Below are 17,287 nucleotides of genomic sequence, written 5' to 3'. Positions count from 1 at the left end.
TGTTGTCTGTAAGACCGCCTTCGCGAGCAAGCCCGCTCCCACATTTGGAATGCGCTGCCCTGTGGGAGCGGCGGTGCGACGATTCGACTTGCTCGCGAAGAACGATAACGCGGTCCAACCGAGGTTACACGCCACTAAGGCCCTTGATGACCAGATCCACATTCCCTTCCAGCTCCGCCACCGGATCCTCGGCATCGGTGCTCAACACCACCAACCGGCTACCCGACCCGGCAATCACCGCTTTGAGTGCATCCGACGGCTGCCGGTGATGCAGCACCACCGCCACGTCATTGTCCTTGAGCGTCGTGGCCAATTGCGTGAGCGCTTCGGGTGTCCACTCGGCATCGGCGCGTGTGTCCTGGCCGATCAATTCCAGATTGAGACTGCCGATCAGGTAGCCGAAGTGATCGCTGAGGCTCATCACACTCAAGTTGTCCGCATTGGCCAGCCCCGCTTCGCTGTCGGCACTGAGCTTGAGCAAACGCTGCTTGAGCGCTGCCAGGTTGGCGTCGATTTTCGGCTTGGCCTCGGGAGCCAGGCGTACCAGGTCCGCCGCCATCACATCGGCCATGCGTCCCATGTTATTGCTGGAGAACCACGGCTGACTGTTCAGCCCGTCGACCTTGTTGTCGGGCTGTACGGCTATGCCGGGCAGGGCGCCGTCCACCGGGCGGGCGGCGTCGACTTCGACGATGCGGATATTGCTGCGCCGGGAGACCGGGTACAGCGGGTCATCCGGCCACAGTGAACGCAGGCCGATCACCGCATCGGCATCGTCCGCCAGCCTGGCCAGTGCCGGGGCGCCACGGCCGGTGAAGTAGGCGGTCTGGCGGCTGCCGGGCAGGTTGGCCGGGGCCGCGCGTTCGAGGCTGACATCGGTGCCCTTGAGCAAGGCTTCGCCCAGGCCATAGGTAATCGGCAAGGAGGCCAGCACGCGCAGCGGTTTGCCGTTGTCGGCGGCGCTGGCCGTTGTCGCCAGTCCACACAGGGCGATGGCGAGGGTCAGTTGGCGCAGTGGAAAAGTCATTTATCCAAGGTTCCCTTTCAGACTGGGGACGACGCCGCGCGCGAGGGCGGCCAGGGCGAAGGCGATACCGGCCACGAGGATGATCGCGGCGCCGGACGGGATCGGCAGGTCGAAGACGATCGGCGCGAGAATCCCGCACAGCGTGCTGACCGTGGCGATCAGCACCGAACACCAGAAAAAGCCCTTCAGCGATTGGCTGAGCAGGCGTGCCGCGGCGGCCGGAATCACCAGCAGGGCGCCCACCAGAATCGCGCCGATGACCTTCACGGCGGCGACGGTGATCAGCGTCACCAGAATCACGAACAGATAATCCAGGGTTTTCACCGCCACCCCGCGTACCGCCGCCAGCTGCGGATTGAAACTGGCGAGCATGATGCGGTTGTACAACGGCAAGGCCAGGGCCATGACCAGCGAACCGACGATGGCCAGCACCAGCAGGTCATTGCCGTTGACCGTCAGCACCGAACCGAACAGTACGTTTTCCAGAATGTGCACGTTGATCTTGCCCGCCAGAATCAGCAGCAGGCTCGCGCCCAGGGCGAGCGACACCGACAGAAACACACCGATCAAGGTGTCCGGCGCCAGGCCGGTGCGGTTGCGCAGGTAATTGAGCAGGATGCCGAACAGCAGGCAGTAGCCGAACAGGCTGCCGTAAGGCCCGGTGTAGGGTTCGCCGAGCAGGATGCCAATGGCCACGCCAGTGAGCGCAGCATGACCGACCGCCTCGGAGAAAAACGCGAAGCGCTTGACCACCACCAACGTGCCCAGGCCTCCCAGCACCGGGCCAATCAGCAGGCCGGCGATCAAGGCGTTGACCACGAACCCATAGGCCAGCGCCTCGGGCAGATAACCCGACGACGCCCAGCCCTGGACCATCAGGCGAAAAGCTTCGTAACTCATCAGGCAAGGCTCCGTGGGTGGGTCGAGAACAGGGTCAACAGACGCTCCGGTGTCAGCGCCTGTTGCGGCGTGGCGTCGAACAGCACCCGGCGATTGAGCCCGGTGACGTGATCGGCCAGGCGCCCGACCGCTTCCAGGTCGTGCTCGATCCACAGCACGGTGATGCCCGCCGCTCGCCAGTCGCCGAGCAAACGTTCGAACACCCGGATGCCGGCCTCATCGAGGGCCGACATGGGTTCGTCGAGCACCAGCAATTGCGGAGGCGGAATCAGCCCCTGGGCCAGCAACACCCGTTGCCGTTCGCCGCCGGACAGCGCGCCCATGCGGCGCTTGCGTTTGTCCTGCATGCCGACCCGCTCCAGCGCCTCGCCAATCGCCGCCGCGTAGTGTGTGCTCAAGCCGAGAAAGGCCGGGCGACGCTGGCACATGGCGGCCATGAAATCGTCGACGGTCATCGGCAAGCCCCGGTCGAACTCCAACGCCTGTGGCACATAGCCGATGGTCCCTGGTTCAGCGGGCCATTGCAGGCTCAAGCGGCCCTGGTGGGGCATCTGCCCGAGCAGGGTCTTGATCAGCGAACTCTTGCCGCCGCCATTGGGGCCGACCAGTGCGTGCACACTGCCGGGGCGGACCTTGAAGGTCACCTGGTCGAGGATCGTCGTGCGGCCAAGGGTCAGGCAGACGTCAGCAAAATCCACGGTCGGTCCGAGAACCTGTGGGAGCGAGCTTGCTCGCGATTGCGGTGTGTCATTCAGTGATGATGTTGCATGGCCGGACGCCTTCGCGAGCAGGCTCGCTCCTACCGGGGATTCTGCATCGGCCAGAATGGTTTCTTTCGATGTCATTGGCCGGACTCCTGAATCGCCCGCACCACGGTGTCGAGGTTGCCGGTCATTTCCTTTTCGTACTTGTCGGCGCTGTATTCACCGTAGGAGATGTGCGACAGCGGATACAGCTTCACCCCGGATTCACGCTGGATGGTGTCGACGTAAGTGGAAGGGAAGTCCATCTCCGAGAAGATCACCTTTACGTCCAGCTCACGCAGTTGATCGATGGTTTTTTTCAGCTGGCTCGGGCTTGGCTCGATACCGTGGGCCGGCTCGACCACAGCTGTCACTTCGAGGCCGAACTCACGCAGCAGGTAGTCGTAGGCCGCGTGCACCGTGGCCACCCGCAGTTCGGCGCTCGGTGCCTGGGTCAGTTTGGCCAGGGCGTCGGCGCGCATCTTGCGCAAGCGCTTGCCGTAGGCGCGGGCATTTTCGGTATAGGTCTTGGCATTGACCGGATCGAGCTTGCCCAGCTCCCGGGCGATGTTGTTGACCTGGGCAATCGAGGCGCTGATCGACAGGAAGGTGTGCGGGTTCACCACTTTGCCGGCACCGCGAGCGGCCACGCCGGTGGCGGCCAGCAGCGGTACGTTTTCGTTGGCTTCGATCACCGGGACCCTTGGGGTTTCGCTGGCGGCGATCATGCGGTCGGCGAAATCGTCATGACCTACGCCGTTGAGCACGATCACGTCCAGCCCGCTGATGCGCTTGATGTCTTCGGCGCGGGGCTCGTAGGCATGCGGGTTGAAACCGGCCGGAATCAGCGGCACCACTTCGGCCTTGTCGCCGACGATGTTCGCCACGTAGCTGTAGTAGGGATGCAGGGTGATGCCGATGCGCAGACGCTTGGCTTCATCAGCGCTGGCCAGTGAGGGCAGCAGGCAGGCGAGCAAGCCGACCAGCAGCAGGCGTAAAAAACAACGGTGAGATGAATTGGGCATGGGAAAGCGGTCTTCTCTCGGAAAAAGGCGAGGGTTCAGTGCCGGTGCTGGCGGGTCACGCCGGCATCGAATTGCGCGACGACCTGCTGCCAGCCAGCGCTTTCGAGCGCGGCGTCGCTGAGGTCGGCTGGTGCCGTGAGCTTGCTGGCGCGGTTGAGCCAGATGTCCGGTGCATCATTGGCTACGGCCAGGCGCATCAGGAATGAGCCGGCGACCGTCGGCGCCTGGCTCTGGCCGAAATAGGCCTTGGCGTCGAGCAATTGCCAGGCATGGCCGCCCCGACTGACGGCGCTGGCGTCCCGGGCAAACGGGGCAAACCCTTCCTCGGCCAGCACTTCGGGTGTCGGCAACGTTTGCTGCTCCTGGCGCAGCAGCTGGATCTCGTCCAGCGTCACCCGCAGATCGGCGTAGATACCTTGCTCGGATGGACTGAGGTCACGGCGCGCATCCAGTTGATGGCTGCTGACACTGCTTACCTCATGGGATTCGCCGCGCCAGAGCACCACCGAGCCGGCCACCGCCAGGATCATCAGGCACAGCAACAGAACGTAGAGGGTTTCGTGACCGGCCCCGGCCGGGCGCACGACTTGGGTCGTTGGAGTGCTCATGGTGCCTCGATGTCCGCTTGGTCGATTTCCACGACGTGACCGGGGCCGGCATCGAACAGCACATAGAATTCGGCGCCGGGCTTCTTGAAGGTCAGGGTCGAATCAGGCCCGAGCTTGCCCGGCACCAGAATGGTTTCGTCGTAGCCGATCACATCGAGGGTCACACCCGGAGCACCGCTGCCGTCGGAAAAACCGCCGGTGCACTTGATCTGCTCCGCGTCGATGGCCTTGCACTCGCACATCGGGTTGTGGGCCAGGGCGCTGGCGCTGAAGCCGGCGCAGAGCACCAGCAACATGGCGTTGAGCGGGCGAAGAGGGTTGATCATGGTTTGCCTCCTTGTTTGTTCAACCAGGCGATGGTGGCGGGGGAGGCCTGGCTCAAAGGAATGGATGCCTGATGCATGGCGCCGTCCCAGCCTTCCATGGTGATCCACAGTTCGGCGTCGGCCCTGGTCTTTTCCGGGACGGGCAGCGAAGCGCCCATGCGGTAGGGCGTGCCGAAGAAAATCACCCCGGCGGCGCGCAGGCTGCGGGGCTTGCCGATGCGCAGGTAAGTGGCCTTGACCTGGTCGATACAGGCCTCGCACAGTGCTGCGTTGAAACCCTTCATGTAGCCGGCTGGGCCTTCGAGCATCGGGGCTGAATTGCGCAATTCAGCCAGGCGCAAGCTCCAGGGGCCGATCCGGACTTCGCCGACTTCCCGTTCGCCAAGGCCGCTGTCGCCGCGCATCAATGCCTCGTCGGCGAAGTACTTGGGCATGAAGCCGAGTGGAATCAGCAACAACAGGACGTTCAGGTGAAAGCGCCATTTGTGCCAGAACAGGCTCAGGCGCGAAGGTTGCGGGGCTGCAATGTCTTTGCTCACAGTTCGACCTCCGACACTTCGTGGTTCGTGGCCGGTTGCGCCGCGGTGTCGCGTTGTTTTTTGTTGCTGCGTTTGAAGGCATTGGCCGTGGCCAGCGCCGTGCGCCTGGTCCAGATCAGCAGACCGCTGAGCACCATCATGCTCAGCAGCAGGCCGAAGAATGCCCAGATCAGCTTGATCCACAGTCCGCCGAAGTCGCCGGTGTGCAGCGGGCGCATGGACTCGGTGACGAACTCCAGGGCCGAGCGGTCCGAAATCAGGCGCGAGGCGGCGATTTCGCCGTTGTACGGGTTGATCGTGGCGGTCTGGAACATCAACGGATACCAACCGCGCCCACCGACATCCAAGTGGCTGTAGGCATTGCCCGGCAGGCTGACGAAACTGGCCTCCAGTCCGGAAATTTTCTGTGTGGCGATTTCAACCGCACGGTCAAGGTCGATACGCGGCGGGGGCGAGCCATCGGCTGACAGCGGCACCGCTTCGCGGGACATCGCCGGGATGATCTTTTCCGTGGAAATGGAAATCTGGTTATCGAACAGCAATGCCTGGATCAGGAACCAGGTGCCGGTGACGGAAATCACCGCGATGAACCAGATCGACCAGATGCCGCTCAAGCGATGAAAGTCACCCCAGAAAATTCGCGCGCCGTGACGAATGCGCAGGGTCGGACGGAAAAAGCCTTTCCAGAAGCGTTTGTAGACCACCAGTCCCGTGACCAGCGAAGCCAGCAACGGCAGGCCAAGAAACGACACCAGGTACCAGCCCCAACTGTAGCCATTGGTAAAAGGCACCAGCCACCAGCCGTGCAGCGCCCGGGTGAAGGCGCGGAAGTTGAACTGCGGCGCGATACCCTGGATCACGCCGCTGTACGGATTGACATAAATCACCACCGAGCGCCCGTCGGGGTAGCTGACTTCGACATCCAGGGCGAAGTGCGACTCGTCGGGGCGGCTGATGCTCTGCACCACGGTCTGCGGTTCGGCCTTGTTGATGGCCTCGATGACCTGCTGGTAGCTGAGCAGCGGAGCATCGTCCGAGGGTTGGCTGGCGCGCATTGGCGGGTTGGCCAACCAGACAATCTCCTGGCTGATGACGGCCAGGGTGCCGGTTACACAGACGATCAGCACGAAAAACCAGATCGGCAATGCCAGCCAGCTATGGACCAGGAACCAGATCTTTGAACGGGACTTCTTTGACATGTTGGAGGTCTTGGCTGGATGAGAGGCGGCTCGGCTGCGGGCTTCGCAGGGATGAGCGCCCTGAAGGTCCAGTCGTGGCTTTTGCCTACGCGAAAGGACTGCATCTATGTAGGACGGATGAGCAGGGGAAATCCCGAAAGGGGAAATGAAAGAAAATGTTTCTCATTGCCGACGGCTGTGGGCGGGCTTGCTTGCGCAAGTGATCAGCAAGTCGGCGGTGCTGCTGAAGGCGGGGCCCTTGTGGGAGCGAGCCTGCTCGCGAAGAGGCCCGCTCCATCACCAGGGATTTCAACTCTGGGCGAACATCTCCTTGGCCCGTTGCTCGATCTGCTCCTGGGTCAGGTCTTCCTTGTGCGTGGCCAGGAACCACAGGTGCCCGTAGGGATCCTTCAAGGTCCCTGAACGGTCGCCGTAAAACTGATCCTTGACCTCCGATACAACGGTTGCACCGGCATCGATCGCCTGTTTGTAGGACTTGTCGACATCTGTCACATACAAATGCAGACCCACGGACGGCGAATTGTCCGGGTTGCTCAGCGGCCCCTGATCACACGGTGTGCCCAACATGATCGGGCAATCGCCGATGCGCAGTTCCGCGTGGCCGACACCGCCATCGGGCGTGTCCAGGCGCATGATTTCAATGGCGCCGAAGGCTTTTTTGTAGAAAGCGATGGCTTCGGCGGCTTTGTTGATGCCCAGATAGGGGGTGACGCTGTGATACCCCTCTGGAATGGGTTTGACGCTCATGATGGATCTCCCTGTTGTTGTTTTGTGAATGGAAAGTACCTGTGTCGTTGTACGACCGAATAAATATAGGCCAGCCTCTTTCGCACCCACCGAGTGCCCGACGAGCAGCAGCGCCACACAATTGCCATCAAGTCGGCTCCAACCAGTGCGCGTCCGGCCCGCGTTCTCCCGGCACATCGACAATGATCGCCATTTCTTGATAGCCACTATTGAAAGCGTTGATTTCTGCTGTCCGGGAGGCGCGGGTAGCCTGTGTTCATTGCTTCGAACCCAGTCGCCAGGACGCCAGAAATGAAACCGATGATTGCTGCTTTGCTGATGCTCGCCGTCTCCGTACTCGCCGGATGTGCCAGCCATGTTTCCCCTGAGCTTCGGCCTTACACGGCTGAAGAAAGCAAGGAACTGGCACTGGAGGCGCTGAACCGCCGTGGGTTGTCCTTCGACGAATACCACGCGAAAAAAGCCGAACTGCTCGGCCAGCCGCAAAAGTCGTTCAACTTCGACAACCACGGTGAAATGAACGCCGAGCGGTCTGTACAGCCTCACGGTCGTCCAAGCTGAGGCAAAACTGTACTGCTCCAAGTTTCGCGCAACTGTCCATGGGTTTCGCCCAAGGGGTGCGATAGGGTCAATACCTGACCGACCCTGACGGACTGCCACCCATGACGCTCTCTCTCGACCTGCTGCTGGGCTTCGCCCTGTTTGCCCTCGTTACCTCGATCACACCCGGCCCGAACAACACCATGTTGCTGGCCTCCGGGGTGAACTTCGGCTTCAACCGCACGATTCCGCACATGCTCGGCATCACTTGTGGCTTCTTTGTACTGGTGGTGGCGGTCGGCTTTGGCCTTGGCGCGGTGTTCCAGACTTACCCTTTGCTCTACACCGTGCTGCGTTATGCGGGGGCGGCGTATTTACTTTATCTGGCGTGGAAAATCGCCCATTCCGGACCCATGTCGGAGAATCAGCAGGGCGAGGCGAAACCGATCAGCTATCTGGGCGCCGCCGCGTTCCAGTGGGTCAATCCCAAGGCCTGGATCATGGCCATTGGCGCCATCAGCACCTACACGCCGATGCAGGGTTATTTCACGAATGTGATCGTGATCGCGGCCGTCTTTGCGATCATCAACCTGCCGAGTGTCGGTGTCTGGGCCGCGTGCGGCACGCTGTTGCGCAATGTTCTGAAGGATCGTCGCTGGTTGCGCCTGTTCAATTGGGGCATGGCCGCGCTGCTCGTGGGTTCGCTGTATCCGCTGTTGCTTGAAAGCTTTAGCTGACGCATTGCTTCAACCGGTTGCCCGATGCCTGTTAAGCTGACTTTTCAGGAGCGTTCCTACGCACTTTTAAATGAAGTAATTCTTCTTTAACGGCATCCGATCAGGTATTGGTAGCGTTCTGAAAACAGCGCGCAGCTCACGAGGCTGCGCTTTGCCGTTTGCAGTCACGAGCTTCCTGATCCCGGAACACGCTCTGCGAGTCTTTTTATGAATAAACGTCCGTTGTATTTCGATTACGCCGCCACCACGCCGGTGGATGAGCGGGTCATCAAGGTGATGGTCGAGTGTCTGGGTTTTACCGGCAATTTCGGCAACCCGGCCTCCAGCTCCCACGTCTTCGGCCAGCAGGCCCGGCAATCGGTCGAACAGGCGCGACGCCAGGTCGCCGAACTGGTCGGCGCGACGCCCGGGCAGATCGTCTGGACCTCCGGCGCCACCGAATCCAACAATCTCGCGCTCAAAGGCGTGACCCAGGCCCGCGGCACTGGCGGCGGCCATATCATCACCAGCCAGATCGAACACAAGGCCATTCTCGATACCGCCCGGCAACTGCAGGAGGCCGGAGTCGCGGTGACCTACCTGGTGCCGGACGCCGAGGGCCTGATCACGGCGCAAGCGGTCAGCGAAGCCATGCGCGAGGACACCTTCCTGGTGTCGCTGATGCTGGTCAACAACGAACTGGGCACCCTGAACGACATTCCCGCCATCGGTCAGGTCGTGCGTGATCGCGGGGCGTTGTTCCATGTCGACGCCGCACAGGGCGCGGGCAAAGTGGCGATCGATCTCGCGCAGTGGCCGGTGGATCTGATGTCGTTTTCCGCGCACAAGCTCTACGGCCCCAAGGGCATCGGCGCGTTGTACGTCGGTCCGCGTGCACAACAGCGTTTGCAGGCGCAGATCCATGGCGGCGGGCATGAGGGCGGTTTACGCTCCGGCACGCTGGCGACCCATCAGATCGTGGCCATGGGCGCGGCCTTTGCACTGGCAGCGGCTGCGTTCGATGAAGAGAAAGCTACCATCGTGCGCTTGCGTGAACGCTTGCTCGAGCAATTGCGGAGCATTCCCGGCATACGTCTCAACGGCAGCCCGACCCGGCGTATTCCCCATACCTTGAGCCTGACCTTCGACGAGGGCGAGTTCAACCCGGCGGCGTTACTGGCCTCGATCGCGTTTTCCGCGACCTCGGCCTGCAATTCCGCGAGCAATACCCCATCCCATGTACTGCTGGCCCTGGGGCACGATGCCCGCTCCGCCAGTCGCACCATCCGCTTGAGCCTCGGGCGTTTCACCACCGAGCAGGACATCGACCAGGCGGTTCAACTGATCAAGGCAGCCTGCGTCAGTGCTCCGGCTTTCTGGCAATAGGGCAACGAAGCGCCGACGTTGATCGGCACTCAACAATAATGATGACGTGGTTAGCAGGAGACACGATGAATACGCAGCTTTCGATCAATGGATCGGTGCCCCAGCGCCTGGCGCAAACCCGCGAACTGATGAGCCGGGAGGGCATTCACGCCTTGCTGGTGCCGTCGGCCGACCCGCACTTGTCCGAATACTTGCCGGGTTACTGGCAGGGGCGCCAGTGGTTGTCGGGTTTCCATGGTTCGGTCGGCACCCTGATCGTGACCCCGGACTTTGCCGGCGTCTGGGCCGACAGCCGTTATTGGGAGCAGGCGACCAAGGAACTCAAGGGCAGCGGCATTGAACTGGTCAAGCTGCAACCGGGTCAGCCCGGGCCACTGGAGTGGCTGGCCGAGCAAACCCCCGAGGGGGGCGTTGTCGCGGTCGATGGCGCGGTCATGGCGGTGGCATCGGCACGGACCCTGGGCACCAGGCTTGAAGAGCGCGGCGCTCGCCTGCGCACCGACATCGACCTGCTGAGCGGCGTCTGGACCGACCGTCCAGGGCTGCCGGACGAACCGATCTATCAGCACTTGCCTCCACAGGCGACCGTCAGCCGTGGCGAAAAACTTGCCAAACTGCGTGAAACCCTTCAGGCACGGGGTGCCGACTGGCATTTCATCGCCACCCTCGATGACATCGCCTGGCTGTTTAACCTGCGCGGTGGCGACGTGTCGTTCAACCCGGTGTTTGTTTCTTTCGCCTTGATCAATCAGCAACAGGCCACGCTGTTTGTCGCCTTGAGCAAAGTCAGCGCCGAGCTGCGTGCCATCCTCGAACAGGACGGTGTGACCTTGCGCGATTACAGCGAAGTCGCTGCTGCACTGCGTGCCGTGCCGAGCGGCGCGAGCGTGCAGGTCGACCCAGCGCGGGTCACAGCGGGGTTGCTGGATAACCTCGACAGCGGGGTGAAGCTGATCGAAGGCCTGAACCCGACTACCCTGGCCAAATCGCAAAAGAGCCTGGCCGATGCCGAACACATCCGTCAGGCCATGGAGCAGGACGGCGCAGCGCTGTGCGAATTCTTCGCCTGGCTGGACTCGGCGCTGGGGCGCGAGCGCATTACCGAACTGACCATTGACGAAAAACTCACCGCCGCCCGTGAGCGCCGTCCGGATTATGTGTCGCTGAGTTTCAACACCATTGCCGCGTTCAACGCCAATGGCGCGATGCCGCACTACCATGCCACCGAAGAAGAACACGCGGTGATCGAAGGGGACGGCCTGTTGCTGATCGACTCCGGCGGCCAGTACCTGGGCGGTACCACCGACATCACGCGCATGGTTGCGGTGGGCACGCCGACCGATGAGCAAAAGCGCGATTGCACCCGTGTGCTCAAGGGCGTGATTGCATTGTCCCGCGCGCAGTTCCCGAAAGGCATCCTGTCACCGCTGCTCGATGCCATCGCCCGTGCGCCCATCTGGGCGGAAAGTGTCGACTACGGTCACGGCACCGGTCATGGCGTCGGTTACTTCCTGAACGTCCACGAAGGTCCGCAAGTCATCGCTTATCAGGCCGCACCTGCACCGCAAACCGCTATGCAACCCGGCATGATCACGTCCATTGAACCGGGCACCTATCGTCCGGGTCGTTGGGGTGTGCGGATCGAAAACCTGGCGATGAACCGTGAGGCAGGCAAAAGCGAATTCGGCGAGTTCCTCAAGTTCGAAACCCTGACCCTGTGCCCGATCGATACTCGCTGCCTGGAAATCTCTCTGCTGTCGGACGAGGAAAAGCAGTGGTTCAACGCCTACCACGCCGAAGTGCGCGAGCGCCTGAGTCCGTTGGTCGAAGGTGCTGCACTTGAGTGGCTGAACACTCGTACTGCGGCTATCTGATCGGTTTGCTGCTATAGCTATTTGTTTATGTGCAGCTCAGGCGCTTTATCCAGCGCCTGAGCCATATAGTCGACAAAGGCTTTGACCCTGGCGGATTGGCGACGATTCGCCGGGGATACGGCATAAATTGGCAGCGACAACGTACTGTAGTCCTGCAAAATCGCGCTCACCCGGCCGGCGCTCAGGTCCTCGCTGAATAGCCATATCGGTGACAGTGCAATCCCCAATCCCCCCAGCACCATTTCGCGGATCGCCTCGGAATTGTTGCTCTGCGCATTGCCCTTGATCCGCACTTCGTGGCGTTGGGTGTCTTTTGTGTACAGCCACAGGTTTTGACTGCTCAACAGGTTGAACATCAGGCAGTTGTGCCTGCCCAGTTCCTCCGGTGTTTGCGGTTGACCGTTTTGCCTGAGGTAGTCAGGTGATGCGACGGTGACACGGTGGGTATTGCCGACAAGGCGAGCAATCAGGCCACTGTCGTTCAGGGCTCCGATCCTGAACGTCACGTCCAGCCCTTCGCTGACCAGATCCTGGTTTTGATCGCTCAGTTGCAGGTCGATCTGTACGTCAGGGTAGTGTTTGAGAAAGTCCGGCAAGCGGGGGGCGATCTGCAAGCGTCCGAAACTGACCGACGAGCCGATTTTCAACGGTCCGGTGGCCCTTTCCCGACCGGATTGAAAGCTATGTTCCGCCGCGTCCACGGCGGCGAGGATGAGTCTGCATTCGTTGTAGTACCGCTGACCTTCGTCCGTCAGGGACAACTTGCGGGTACTGCGGGTAATCAGCTTTCCGCCCAATCGGGCTTCCAGTGCTTGCAACACTTTGCTGATGGTCGGCTGGCTGGTCTGCAACTCCCGGGCAACGGCGGAAAAACTGCCCCGTTCGACCACCCGCACGAAAATCGCCATTGCATTGAGTTTGTCCACGGGATCGCTCATTGATGCCGTAATGGAATGATCACTATAGCGGCATGGCGTCTTATCGGCATGAATTGAGCAAGACAAAATCAGTCCTGCATTCACTACTGATGGGACATGGCGAAATGACTGACTTACTGAATATGCGCGCTCTGATGGTTGACTCGGCCAATGCGCCGTTACGTCTGGTTTCCATTGCACGGCCCGTGCCGCAGGCGGGGCAGGTACTGGTCAGGATCAGGGCCAGCGGTGTCAATCCGCTGGACGGCAAAATCCGCTCCGGGCAGGCGACCCATGCGGCTCAACCATTGCCGGCGATAGTGGGGATGGATCTGGCCGGAACCGTAGCGGCGTTGGGGGAGGGCGTCAGCGGCTGGCTGCCGGGAGATGACGTGTATGCGATGGCCACTGGTATTGGCGGTATTCAAGGTTCATTGGCCGAGTACGCGGTGGTCGACGCGCGACTGTTGGCTCGCAAACCACACAACTTGAGCATGCGTGAGGCTGCCGGTTTGCCGCTGGTGCTGATCACCGCTTGGGAAGGTCTGGTCGACCGGGCTCGCGTTCGGCCCGGGCAAAAGGTATTGATCCATGGTGGTGCCGGTGGTGTTGGCCATGTCGCGGTGCAAATCGCCCGCGCTTTTGGCGCAGAAGTTTTTGCTACGGGCTCTGCCGGGCAGCAGTCGATTATCGAAGGGTTCGGCGCGACGTTTATCGATTACCGCAAGTCTTCGGTTGAAGACTATATGGCTGAGCATACGGCCGGTGAGGGCTTCGACATTGTTTATGACACAGTGGGGGGTGAAACGCTGGATGCGTCATTCAAGGCGGCACGGATGTATCACGGCCATGTGCTCAGTTGCCTGGGGTGGGGTCAGCACAGCCTGGCACCGCTTTCCTTTCGGGGAGCGACATACTCCGGTGTCTTCACTTTGCTGCCGCTCCTGACCGGCAAGGGGCGTGAGCATCACGGCGAGATTCTGCACGAGGCGGCGCGGTTGATTGAGGCGGGCAAGCTCGCGCCGTTGCTTGACCCGCACTCGTTCACGCTGGAATCCGCAGAAGCCGCCCATGTACTGCTCTTGTCAGGAGAGGCAAAGGGGCGGTTGGTGGTCGAGATTTAAATCAGGGCTTCGAGCACGAAGTCCAGTCGATCCTGGCCGAAATACAGCTGGTCATCGACAAACATGCTTGGTACGCCGAATACGCCGCGCTGCACCGCTTTCTCGGTGTTGTCCTTGAGCGTTGCCTTGACTGTTTCGTCGGCGGTCAATGCCAGCACCTCGTTGGGATCGAAACCGTTGTCGCTCAGCACCGCCGCCACGGTGGCCGGGTCATTGAGGTTGCGGCCGTCGACCCACAGGGCGTTGAACAGGCAGTCAATGAAGGCGACAAAACGCTCGGGGTGGTGCAACTGAATGCCGGTCACGGCACGCATCAGCATCAGGGTGTTGATCGGGAAATGCGGATTGAACTTCAGTGGTACGCCGTAGCGCCGGGCATAACGGTCGAGGTCCTGAATCATGTGGCGGCCCTTGGCAGGAATGGTCGCCGGGGAGGCGTTGCCGGTGGCCTTGAACACGCCGCCGAGCAGGATCGGGATGTAGATCAGTTGGCTGTCGGTTTGCTCACAGATTGTCGGTAGCTGGGTATAGGCCAGGTAAGTGGTGGGGCTGCCCAGGTCAAAAAGGAATTCCACGGTTTTGCTCATGTTCGATGCGCTCTGCTTATTGTTGTGGGGGAGGGCTTACCAGCGTTCGCTCCAGGGGCGCAGGTCCAGTTCGAAAGTCCAGGCGTCGCGGGGCTGGCTGTGCAGGTACCAGTAATTCTCGGCGATGTGTTCGGGGTCGAGAATGCCGTCCTGATCCTTGGTCGCGTATTTCTCGGGGAAGCTGTCGCGGATGAAGTCGGTATCGATGGCGCCGTCGACGACGACATGGGCAACGTGAATGTTCATCGGGCCGAGCTCTCGGGCCATGCTTTGCGCCAGTGCTCGAATGCCGTGCTTGGCGCCGGCAAATGCGGCGAACCCGGCTGCTCCACGCAGGCCTGCAGTGGCACCGGTGAACAGGATCGTGCCTCGCTGGCGCTTGGCCATGCGTTTGGCCACTTCACGGGCATTGAGAAAACCGGAAAAACAGGCCATTTCCCAGATCTTGAAATACTTGCGGGCGGTTTCTTCGAGAATGCTGCACGGTACATTGGCGCCGATGTTGAAGACAAATGCCTCGATGGGACCGATCTCGTTTTCGATCTGCTCGACCAGTGCTACCACATCATCTTCCTTGCGGGCATCGCAGGCGAAACCGTGGGCCTCGCCACCGTCGGCCTTGATGGCATCCACCAGTGGCTGGAGCTTGTCCGCACTGCGGCGGGTGACGCAGGCGACAAAACCCTCCTGGGCAAAACGCTTGGCAATGGCGCCGCCCGTGGAATCACCTGCACCGACGACCAGTACGACCTTCTTGTTATTCATGGGTAGATCCATTTTGGTAAACGATCGTTAACTAAACGAACGTTATGCTATGATTCGACAGACGTCAAGGCGAGCAATTTAGGGAGAAGGGCAATGCGTTATTCGGCCAGTCACAAGCTGGAAACCAGGCAAAGGCTGCTGGAAAGCAGTGCGGTATCGGCCAAGAAGTCTGGATTTTCAACGGTCGGCGTGGACGGCCTGATGAAAGCGATTGGCTTGAGTGGCGGCGCCTTCTATAGCCATTTCTCGTCGAAAGACGAGTTGTTCGCCAGCATCGTCGAGCGTGAGTTGGGGCAAAGCCTGACGCGACTGGGGGAGGGACAGGACCGTGACAAGCTTGAGCGTTGTTTGAAACAGTACCTGAGTATGTCTCACGTCGAGAATCCGGAGACCGGTTGTGCATTGCCGGCATTGGGGGCGGAAATTGCCCGATCCGGCCTGATGGTCCGTCAACAGGCCGAGCACTGGATTTGTCGGCTTCAGGAACGTTGGGCGGGTGTTCTGCAAAGCGACAGCCTGGCGTGGGCGATTCTGTCGCAATGTATTGGCGCGCTGGTGGTAGCGCGCATGCTGGCTAGCCCTGATATCCAGCGCACTGTGCTGAAGTCCAGCTACGAGGAAATCGGCCGTCAGATCGCAAGTCCGAGAACCTGAGGCGACGGCCCTGTCTATTTGCAGATGACAATCATGCTGCGGCTGGTATAACCCGCAGGATTGAGACCAAACGGATAATCGCCGGGCTCTTCCACGGCATCTCCCGATTTGGCGATGACCTTGTATCCCTTGGGGGCGCAGGAGTTGGCTGCGCTGGCGTAGCACTTGTCCCAGGATGAAGACAGTCCGGAACAGTTGATGTGTAGCCCTTTCTTACCGTGCTTGATCTGAGTTTCCGAGGTCGCTGCGCAGCCCGCAATTGCAAGTACGGCGACCAGTATCAAAAATCGTTTCATTACTGTCCTTATAGCGTCCCCGGATCTTGTGCCCGGGTCTGGCTGCATTCGCTTTCGCTTGACGCGTACCGATATCCCTATCTGAAATGGTCCATGGCATGACTCTGGGGTGCGGGCTAAACATGGCCTAATTGAGCGGCAAATACCAGAGCCGTGTCATATCTGCTTTCAATCTGCCGCTACTGCTGGCCTGGTGGCAGAGCTCATGGTCATGGTTGCACCGACAGATGCCAGAATGATGCACATGATTGCCATCCATTGTGACAACGAGAGGTATTCATGAAGGAACAGCAAGCCAGATAGCGCGCCGAAGGCAGGCTCGATACTCATCAGTGTGCCGAAGGTTCTGGCCGGCATACGGGTCAGGGCGACCATCTCCAGGGTGTAGGGAAGAGCGGTGGACAAGATGGCGACGCCGAGGGCCACAGGGATCAAAGATGGAGTCAGCAGAGCGGAACCGGCATGGACAATACCGATGGGGGCTACGAAGAGCGCAGCGATCATTACGCCCAGCGCGGCGGTTTGCACGCCATTGTCGGCCCCGGCTTTTTGCCCGAACAAAATGTACAGTGCCCAGCAGACTCCGGCACCCAAGGCATAACCCGCACCTACCAGATCGATGCCGGCGGTCGCTTCTCCCGTCGGTATCAGTAACAGTAAGCCGACGGCAGCCAGGGCGATCCATAAGAAGTCGATCGCGCGACGCGAGGCGTAGATCGCCACCGCCAGTGGGCCGGTGAATTCAAGTGCAACCGCGATGCCCAGCGGGACGGTTTGCAGCGACATATAGAAGAGGAAGTTCATGCCGCCCAGCGCCATCCCGTAGACGATGACGGTGCGCAGGGACCTGGCGGTGAGTTTGGCCCGCCATGGACGCAGTATCAGCATCATGATCACACTGGCAAAAATCAGTCGTAATGTTGTCGTCCCCTGAGGGCCGACAACCGAGAACATGCTTTTGGCCAGGGAAGCTCCGGACTGGATCGACGCCATGGCTATGAGCAGCAGCCCAACCGAGAACAGGGTAGAGGCTAGGCTGCGAGGCTGGTCATTCATTGCGTGGCATCGTCCGAAATATAGGTGTCAAGGGTATTTCTATTTGTGTTGGGCAATATACTGCGCATTCCCTGCAGGCGCGTCTATATATAAGCAGTGTTTTTGCACATATCGGTAGAAACTCGAATCAGTGCTTGACGGCAGATTCTGGAAGCCTATAATTCGCCCCACTTCCGGCGCAGTCGAAACGGAAAACTCCTTGGTAAACAATGAGTTACGCAGTTTTCGGCAGCAGGTTGCTTCAGTTCATCGAAGCCG

The 17,287-nt window shown here is 60.6% G+C and carries 20 protein-coding genes; 6 read left to right on the top strand and 14 right to left on the bottom strand.

Annotated features, from left to right (window positions below):
• Positions 1-124 precede the first annotated feature (124 nt).
• From ACM6IT_RS06035 to ACM6IT_RS05995, 9 genes are all read right to left on the bottom strand, one after another.
• Positions 125-1,027: a metal ABC transporter substrate-binding protein gene (locus ACM6IT_RS06035; RefSeq protein ID WP_414917696.1), complete on the bottom strand. Its 903-nt coding sequence runs from the start codon at positions 1,025-1,027 to the stop codon at positions 125-127.
• On the bottom strand, positions 1,028-1,927 hold the full coding sequence (locus ACM6IT_RS06030) for a metal ABC transporter permease (protein WP_056727050.1): 900 nt from the start codon (positions 1,925-1,927) through the stop codon (positions 1,028-1,030).
• Complete coding sequence (locus ACM6IT_RS06025; RefSeq protein ID WP_414917695.1) at positions 1,927-2,772, bottom strand: metal ABC transporter ATP-binding protein; 846 nt, start codon at positions 2,770-2,772, stop codon at positions 1,927-1,929. Before ACM6IT_RS06025 ends, ACM6IT_RS06030 begins: the two co-directional genes overlap by 1 nt.
• Complete coding sequence (locus tag ACM6IT_RS06020) at positions 2,769-3,695, bottom strand: metal ABC transporter substrate-binding protein (RefSeq protein WP_056727048.1); 927 nt, start codon at positions 3,693-3,695, stop codon at positions 2,769-2,771. Before ACM6IT_RS06020 ends, ACM6IT_RS06025 begins: the two co-directional genes overlap by 4 nt.
• 35 nt (positions 3,696-3,730) lie before the next feature.
• A complete protein-coding gene (locus ACM6IT_RS06015) occupies positions 3,731-4,303 on the bottom strand; it encodes a DUF6162 family protein (RefSeq protein WP_414917694.1) in 573 nt (190 codons plus the stop codon).
• The gene (locus ACM6IT_RS06010) at positions 4,300-4,629 is read right to left on the bottom strand and encodes a hypothetical protein (protein ID WP_056727046.1); all 330 of its coding nucleotides are present in this window, start codon (positions 4,627-4,629) and stop codon (positions 4,300-4,302) included. Before ACM6IT_RS06010 ends, ACM6IT_RS06015 begins: the two co-directional genes overlap by 4 nt.
• Positions 4,626-5,168, bottom strand: coding sequence for a thiamine pyrophosphate-binding protein (locus tag ACM6IT_RS06005; protein ID WP_414915011.1), 543 nt, complete (start codon positions 5,166-5,168; stop codon positions 4,626-4,628). The genes ACM6IT_RS06010 and ACM6IT_RS06005 overlap by 4 nt, the downstream gene beginning before the upstream one ends.
• Positions 5,165-6,367: a PepSY-associated TM helix domain-containing protein gene (locus ACM6IT_RS06000; protein WP_414917693.1), complete on the bottom strand. Its 1,203-nt coding sequence runs from the start codon at positions 6,365-6,367 to the stop codon at positions 5,165-5,167. The genes ACM6IT_RS06005 and ACM6IT_RS06000 overlap by 4 nt, the downstream gene beginning before the upstream one ends.
• Positions 6,368-6,655: 288 nt before the next feature.
• Positions 6,656-7,114, bottom strand: coding sequence for a VOC family protein (locus tag ACM6IT_RS05995; protein WP_414915012.1), 459 nt, complete (start codon positions 7,112-7,114; stop codon positions 6,656-6,658).
• A gap of 291 nt (positions 7,115-7,405) precedes the next feature.
• Here ACM6IT_RS05995 and ACM6IT_RS05990 point away from each other — a divergent pair, with 291 nt between their 5' ends.
• The 4 genes from ACM6IT_RS05990 to ACM6IT_RS05975 all read left to right on the top strand — a co-directional run bounded on the left by ACM6IT_RS05990 (position 7,406) and on the right by ACM6IT_RS05975 (position 11,630).
• Positions 7,406-7,675, top strand: a complete 270-nt coding sequence (locus tag ACM6IT_RS05990) for a hypothetical protein (RefSeq protein ID WP_414917692.1) — start codon at positions 7,406-7,408, stop codon at positions 7,673-7,675.
• A gap of 101 nt (positions 7,676-7,776) precedes the next feature.
• Positions 7,777-8,391, top strand: coding sequence for a LysE family translocator (locus ACM6IT_RS05985; RefSeq protein WP_414915014.1), 615 nt, complete (start codon positions 7,777-7,779; stop codon positions 8,389-8,391).
• A 207-nt stretch (positions 8,392-8,598) separates the two neighbouring features.
• Positions 8,599-9,756, top strand: coding sequence for a cysteine desulfurase family protein (locus tag ACM6IT_RS05980; RefSeq protein ID WP_409079363.1), 1,158 nt, complete (start codon positions 8,599-8,601; stop codon positions 9,754-9,756).
• A 65-nt stretch (positions 9,757-9,821) separates the two neighbouring features.
• Positions 9,822-11,630, top strand: coding sequence for an aminopeptidase P family protein (locus ACM6IT_RS05975; RefSeq protein WP_414917691.1), 1,809 nt, complete (start codon positions 9,822-9,824; stop codon positions 11,628-11,630).
• Positions 11,631-11,647: 17 nt separating this feature from the next.
• Here ACM6IT_RS05975 and ACM6IT_RS05970 read toward each other — a convergent pair whose 3' ends face one another.
• Entirely contained in the window at positions 11,648-12,568 is a 921-nt protein-coding gene (locus tag ACM6IT_RS05970) for a LysR family transcriptional regulator (RefSeq protein WP_414917690.1), read from the bottom strand.
• A 104-nt stretch (positions 12,569-12,672) separates the two neighbouring features.
• On the opposite strand from ACM6IT_RS05970, the gene ACM6IT_RS05965 reads away from it, so the two are divergent.
• Complete coding sequence (locus tag ACM6IT_RS05965; RefSeq protein ID WP_056727433.1) at positions 12,673-13,671, top strand: zinc-dependent alcohol dehydrogenase family protein; 999 nt, start codon at positions 12,673-12,675, stop codon at positions 13,669-13,671.
• Here the strand turns inward: ACM6IT_RS05965 and ACM6IT_RS05960 are convergent.
• Both ACM6IT_RS05960 and ACM6IT_RS05955 read right to left on the bottom strand, forming a co-directional pair.
• Positions 13,668-14,258, bottom strand: coding sequence for a 2-hydroxychromene-2-carboxylate isomerase (locus tag ACM6IT_RS05960; protein ID WP_056727038.1), 591 nt, complete (start codon positions 14,256-14,258; stop codon positions 13,668-13,670). The two genes, ACM6IT_RS05965 and ACM6IT_RS05960, sit on opposite strands and share 4 nt — an antisense overlap.
• A 36-nt stretch (positions 14,259-14,294) precedes the next feature.
• The gene (locus ACM6IT_RS05955) at positions 14,295-15,023 is read right to left on the bottom strand and encodes an SDR family oxidoreductase (protein ID WP_414915018.1); all 729 of its coding nucleotides are present in this window, start codon (positions 15,021-15,023) and stop codon (positions 14,295-14,297) included.
• Positions 15,024-15,116: 93 nt separating this feature from the next.
• Here ACM6IT_RS05955 and ACM6IT_RS05950 point away from each other — a divergent pair, with 93 nt between their 5' ends.
• Complete coding sequence (locus tag ACM6IT_RS05950) at positions 15,117-15,677, top strand: TetR/AcrR family transcriptional regulator (RefSeq protein ID WP_056727036.1); 561 nt, start codon at positions 15,117-15,119, stop codon at positions 15,675-15,677.
• A gap of 14 nt (positions 15,678-15,691) precedes the next feature.
• Here ACM6IT_RS05950 and ACM6IT_RS05945 read toward each other — a convergent pair whose 3' ends face one another.
• Positions 15,692-15,973, bottom strand: a complete 282-nt coding sequence (locus ACM6IT_RS05945; RefSeq protein WP_008054256.1) for a hypothetical protein — start codon at positions 15,971-15,973, stop codon at positions 15,692-15,694.
• A gap of 168 nt (positions 15,974-16,141) precedes the next feature.
• A complete protein-coding gene (rhtA, locus tag ACM6IT_RS05940) occupies positions 16,142-17,029 on the bottom strand; it encodes a threonine/homoserine exporter RhtA (RefSeq protein ID WP_056727035.1) in 888 nt (295 codons plus the stop codon).
• Positions 17,030-17,287 lie beyond the last annotated feature (258 nt).

The sequence above is a fragment of the Pseudomonas sp. IT-P4 genome, assembly GCF_949767755.1.
Classification (GTDB): domain Bacteria; phylum Pseudomonadota; class Gammaproteobacteria; order Pseudomonadales; family Pseudomonadaceae; genus Aquipseudomonas; species Aquipseudomonas monachiensis.
This window is presented reverse-complemented; position numbering and strand designations above follow the sequence as displayed.

Coding starts and splice junctions, on each gene's coding strand:
- ACM6IT_RS05950 (WP_056727036.1), top strand. CDS start 15,117: ATGCGTTATTCGGCCAGTCACAAGCTGGAAACCAGGCAAAGGCTGCTG.
- ACM6IT_RS06035 (WP_414917696.1), bottom strand. CDS start 1,027: ATGACTTTTCCACTGCGCCAACTGACCCTCGCCATCGCCCTGTGTGGA.
- ACM6IT_RS06000 (WP_414917693.1), bottom strand. CDS start 6,367: ATGTCAAAGAAGTCCCGTTCAAAGATCTGGTTCCTGGTCCATAGCTGG.
- ACM6IT_RS06025 (WP_414917695.1), bottom strand. CDS start 2,772: ATGACATCGAAAGAAACCATTCTGGCCGATGCAGAATCCCCGGTAGGA.
- ACM6IT_RS06015 (WP_414917694.1), bottom strand. CDS start 4,303: ATGAGCACTCCAACGACCCAAGTCGTGCGCCCGGCCGGGGCCGGTCAC.
- ACM6IT_RS05975 (WP_414917691.1), top strand. CDS start 9,822: ATGAATACGCAGCTTTCGATCAATGGATCGGTGCCCCAGCGCCTGGCG.
- ACM6IT_RS06010 (WP_056727046.1), bottom strand. CDS start 4,629: ATGATCAACCCTCTTCGCCCGCTCAACGCCATGTTGCTGGTGCTCTGC.
- rhtA (WP_056727035.1), bottom strand. CDS start 17,029: ATGAATGACCAGCCTCGCAGCCTAGCCTCTACCCTGTTCTCGGTTGGG.
- ACM6IT_RS05955 (WP_414915018.1), bottom strand. CDS start 15,023: ATGAATAACAAGAAGGTCGTACTGGTCGTCGGTGCAGGTGATTCCACG.
- ACM6IT_RS05960 (WP_056727038.1), bottom strand. CDS start 14,258: ATGAGCAAAACCGTGGAATTCCTTTTTGACCTGGGCAGCCCCACCACT.
- ACM6IT_RS05945 (WP_008054256.1), bottom strand. CDS start 15,973: ATGAAACGATTTTTGATACTGGTCGCCGTACTTGCAATTGCGGGCTGC.
- ACM6IT_RS05995 (WP_414915012.1), bottom strand. CDS start 7,114: ATGAGCGTCAAACCCATTCCAGAGGGGTATCACAGCGTCACCCCCTAT.
- ACM6IT_RS05970 (WP_414917690.1), bottom strand. CDS start 12,568: ATGAGCGATCCCGTGGACAAACTCAATGCAATGGCGATTTTCGTGCGG.
- ACM6IT_RS06020 (WP_056727048.1), bottom strand. CDS start 3,695: ATGCCCAATTCATCTCACCGTTGTTTTTTACGCCTGCTGCTGGTCGGC.
- ACM6IT_RS05965 (WP_056727433.1), top strand. CDS start 12,673: ATGACTGACTTACTGAATATGCGCGCTCTGATGGTTGACTCGGCCAAT.
- ACM6IT_RS05990 (WP_414917692.1), top strand. CDS start 7,406: ATGAAACCGATGATTGCTGCTTTGCTGATGCTCGCCGTCTCCGTACTC.
- ACM6IT_RS06030 (WP_056727050.1), bottom strand. CDS start 1,927: ATGAGTTACGAAGCTTTTCGCCTGATGGTCCAGGGCTGGGCGTCGTCG.
- ACM6IT_RS05980 (WP_409079363.1), top strand. CDS start 8,599: ATGAATAAACGTCCGTTGTATTTCGATTACGCCGCCACCACGCCGGTG.
- ACM6IT_RS05985 (WP_414915014.1), top strand. CDS start 7,777: ATGACGCTCTCTCTCGACCTGCTGCTGGGCTTCGCCCTGTTTGCCCTC.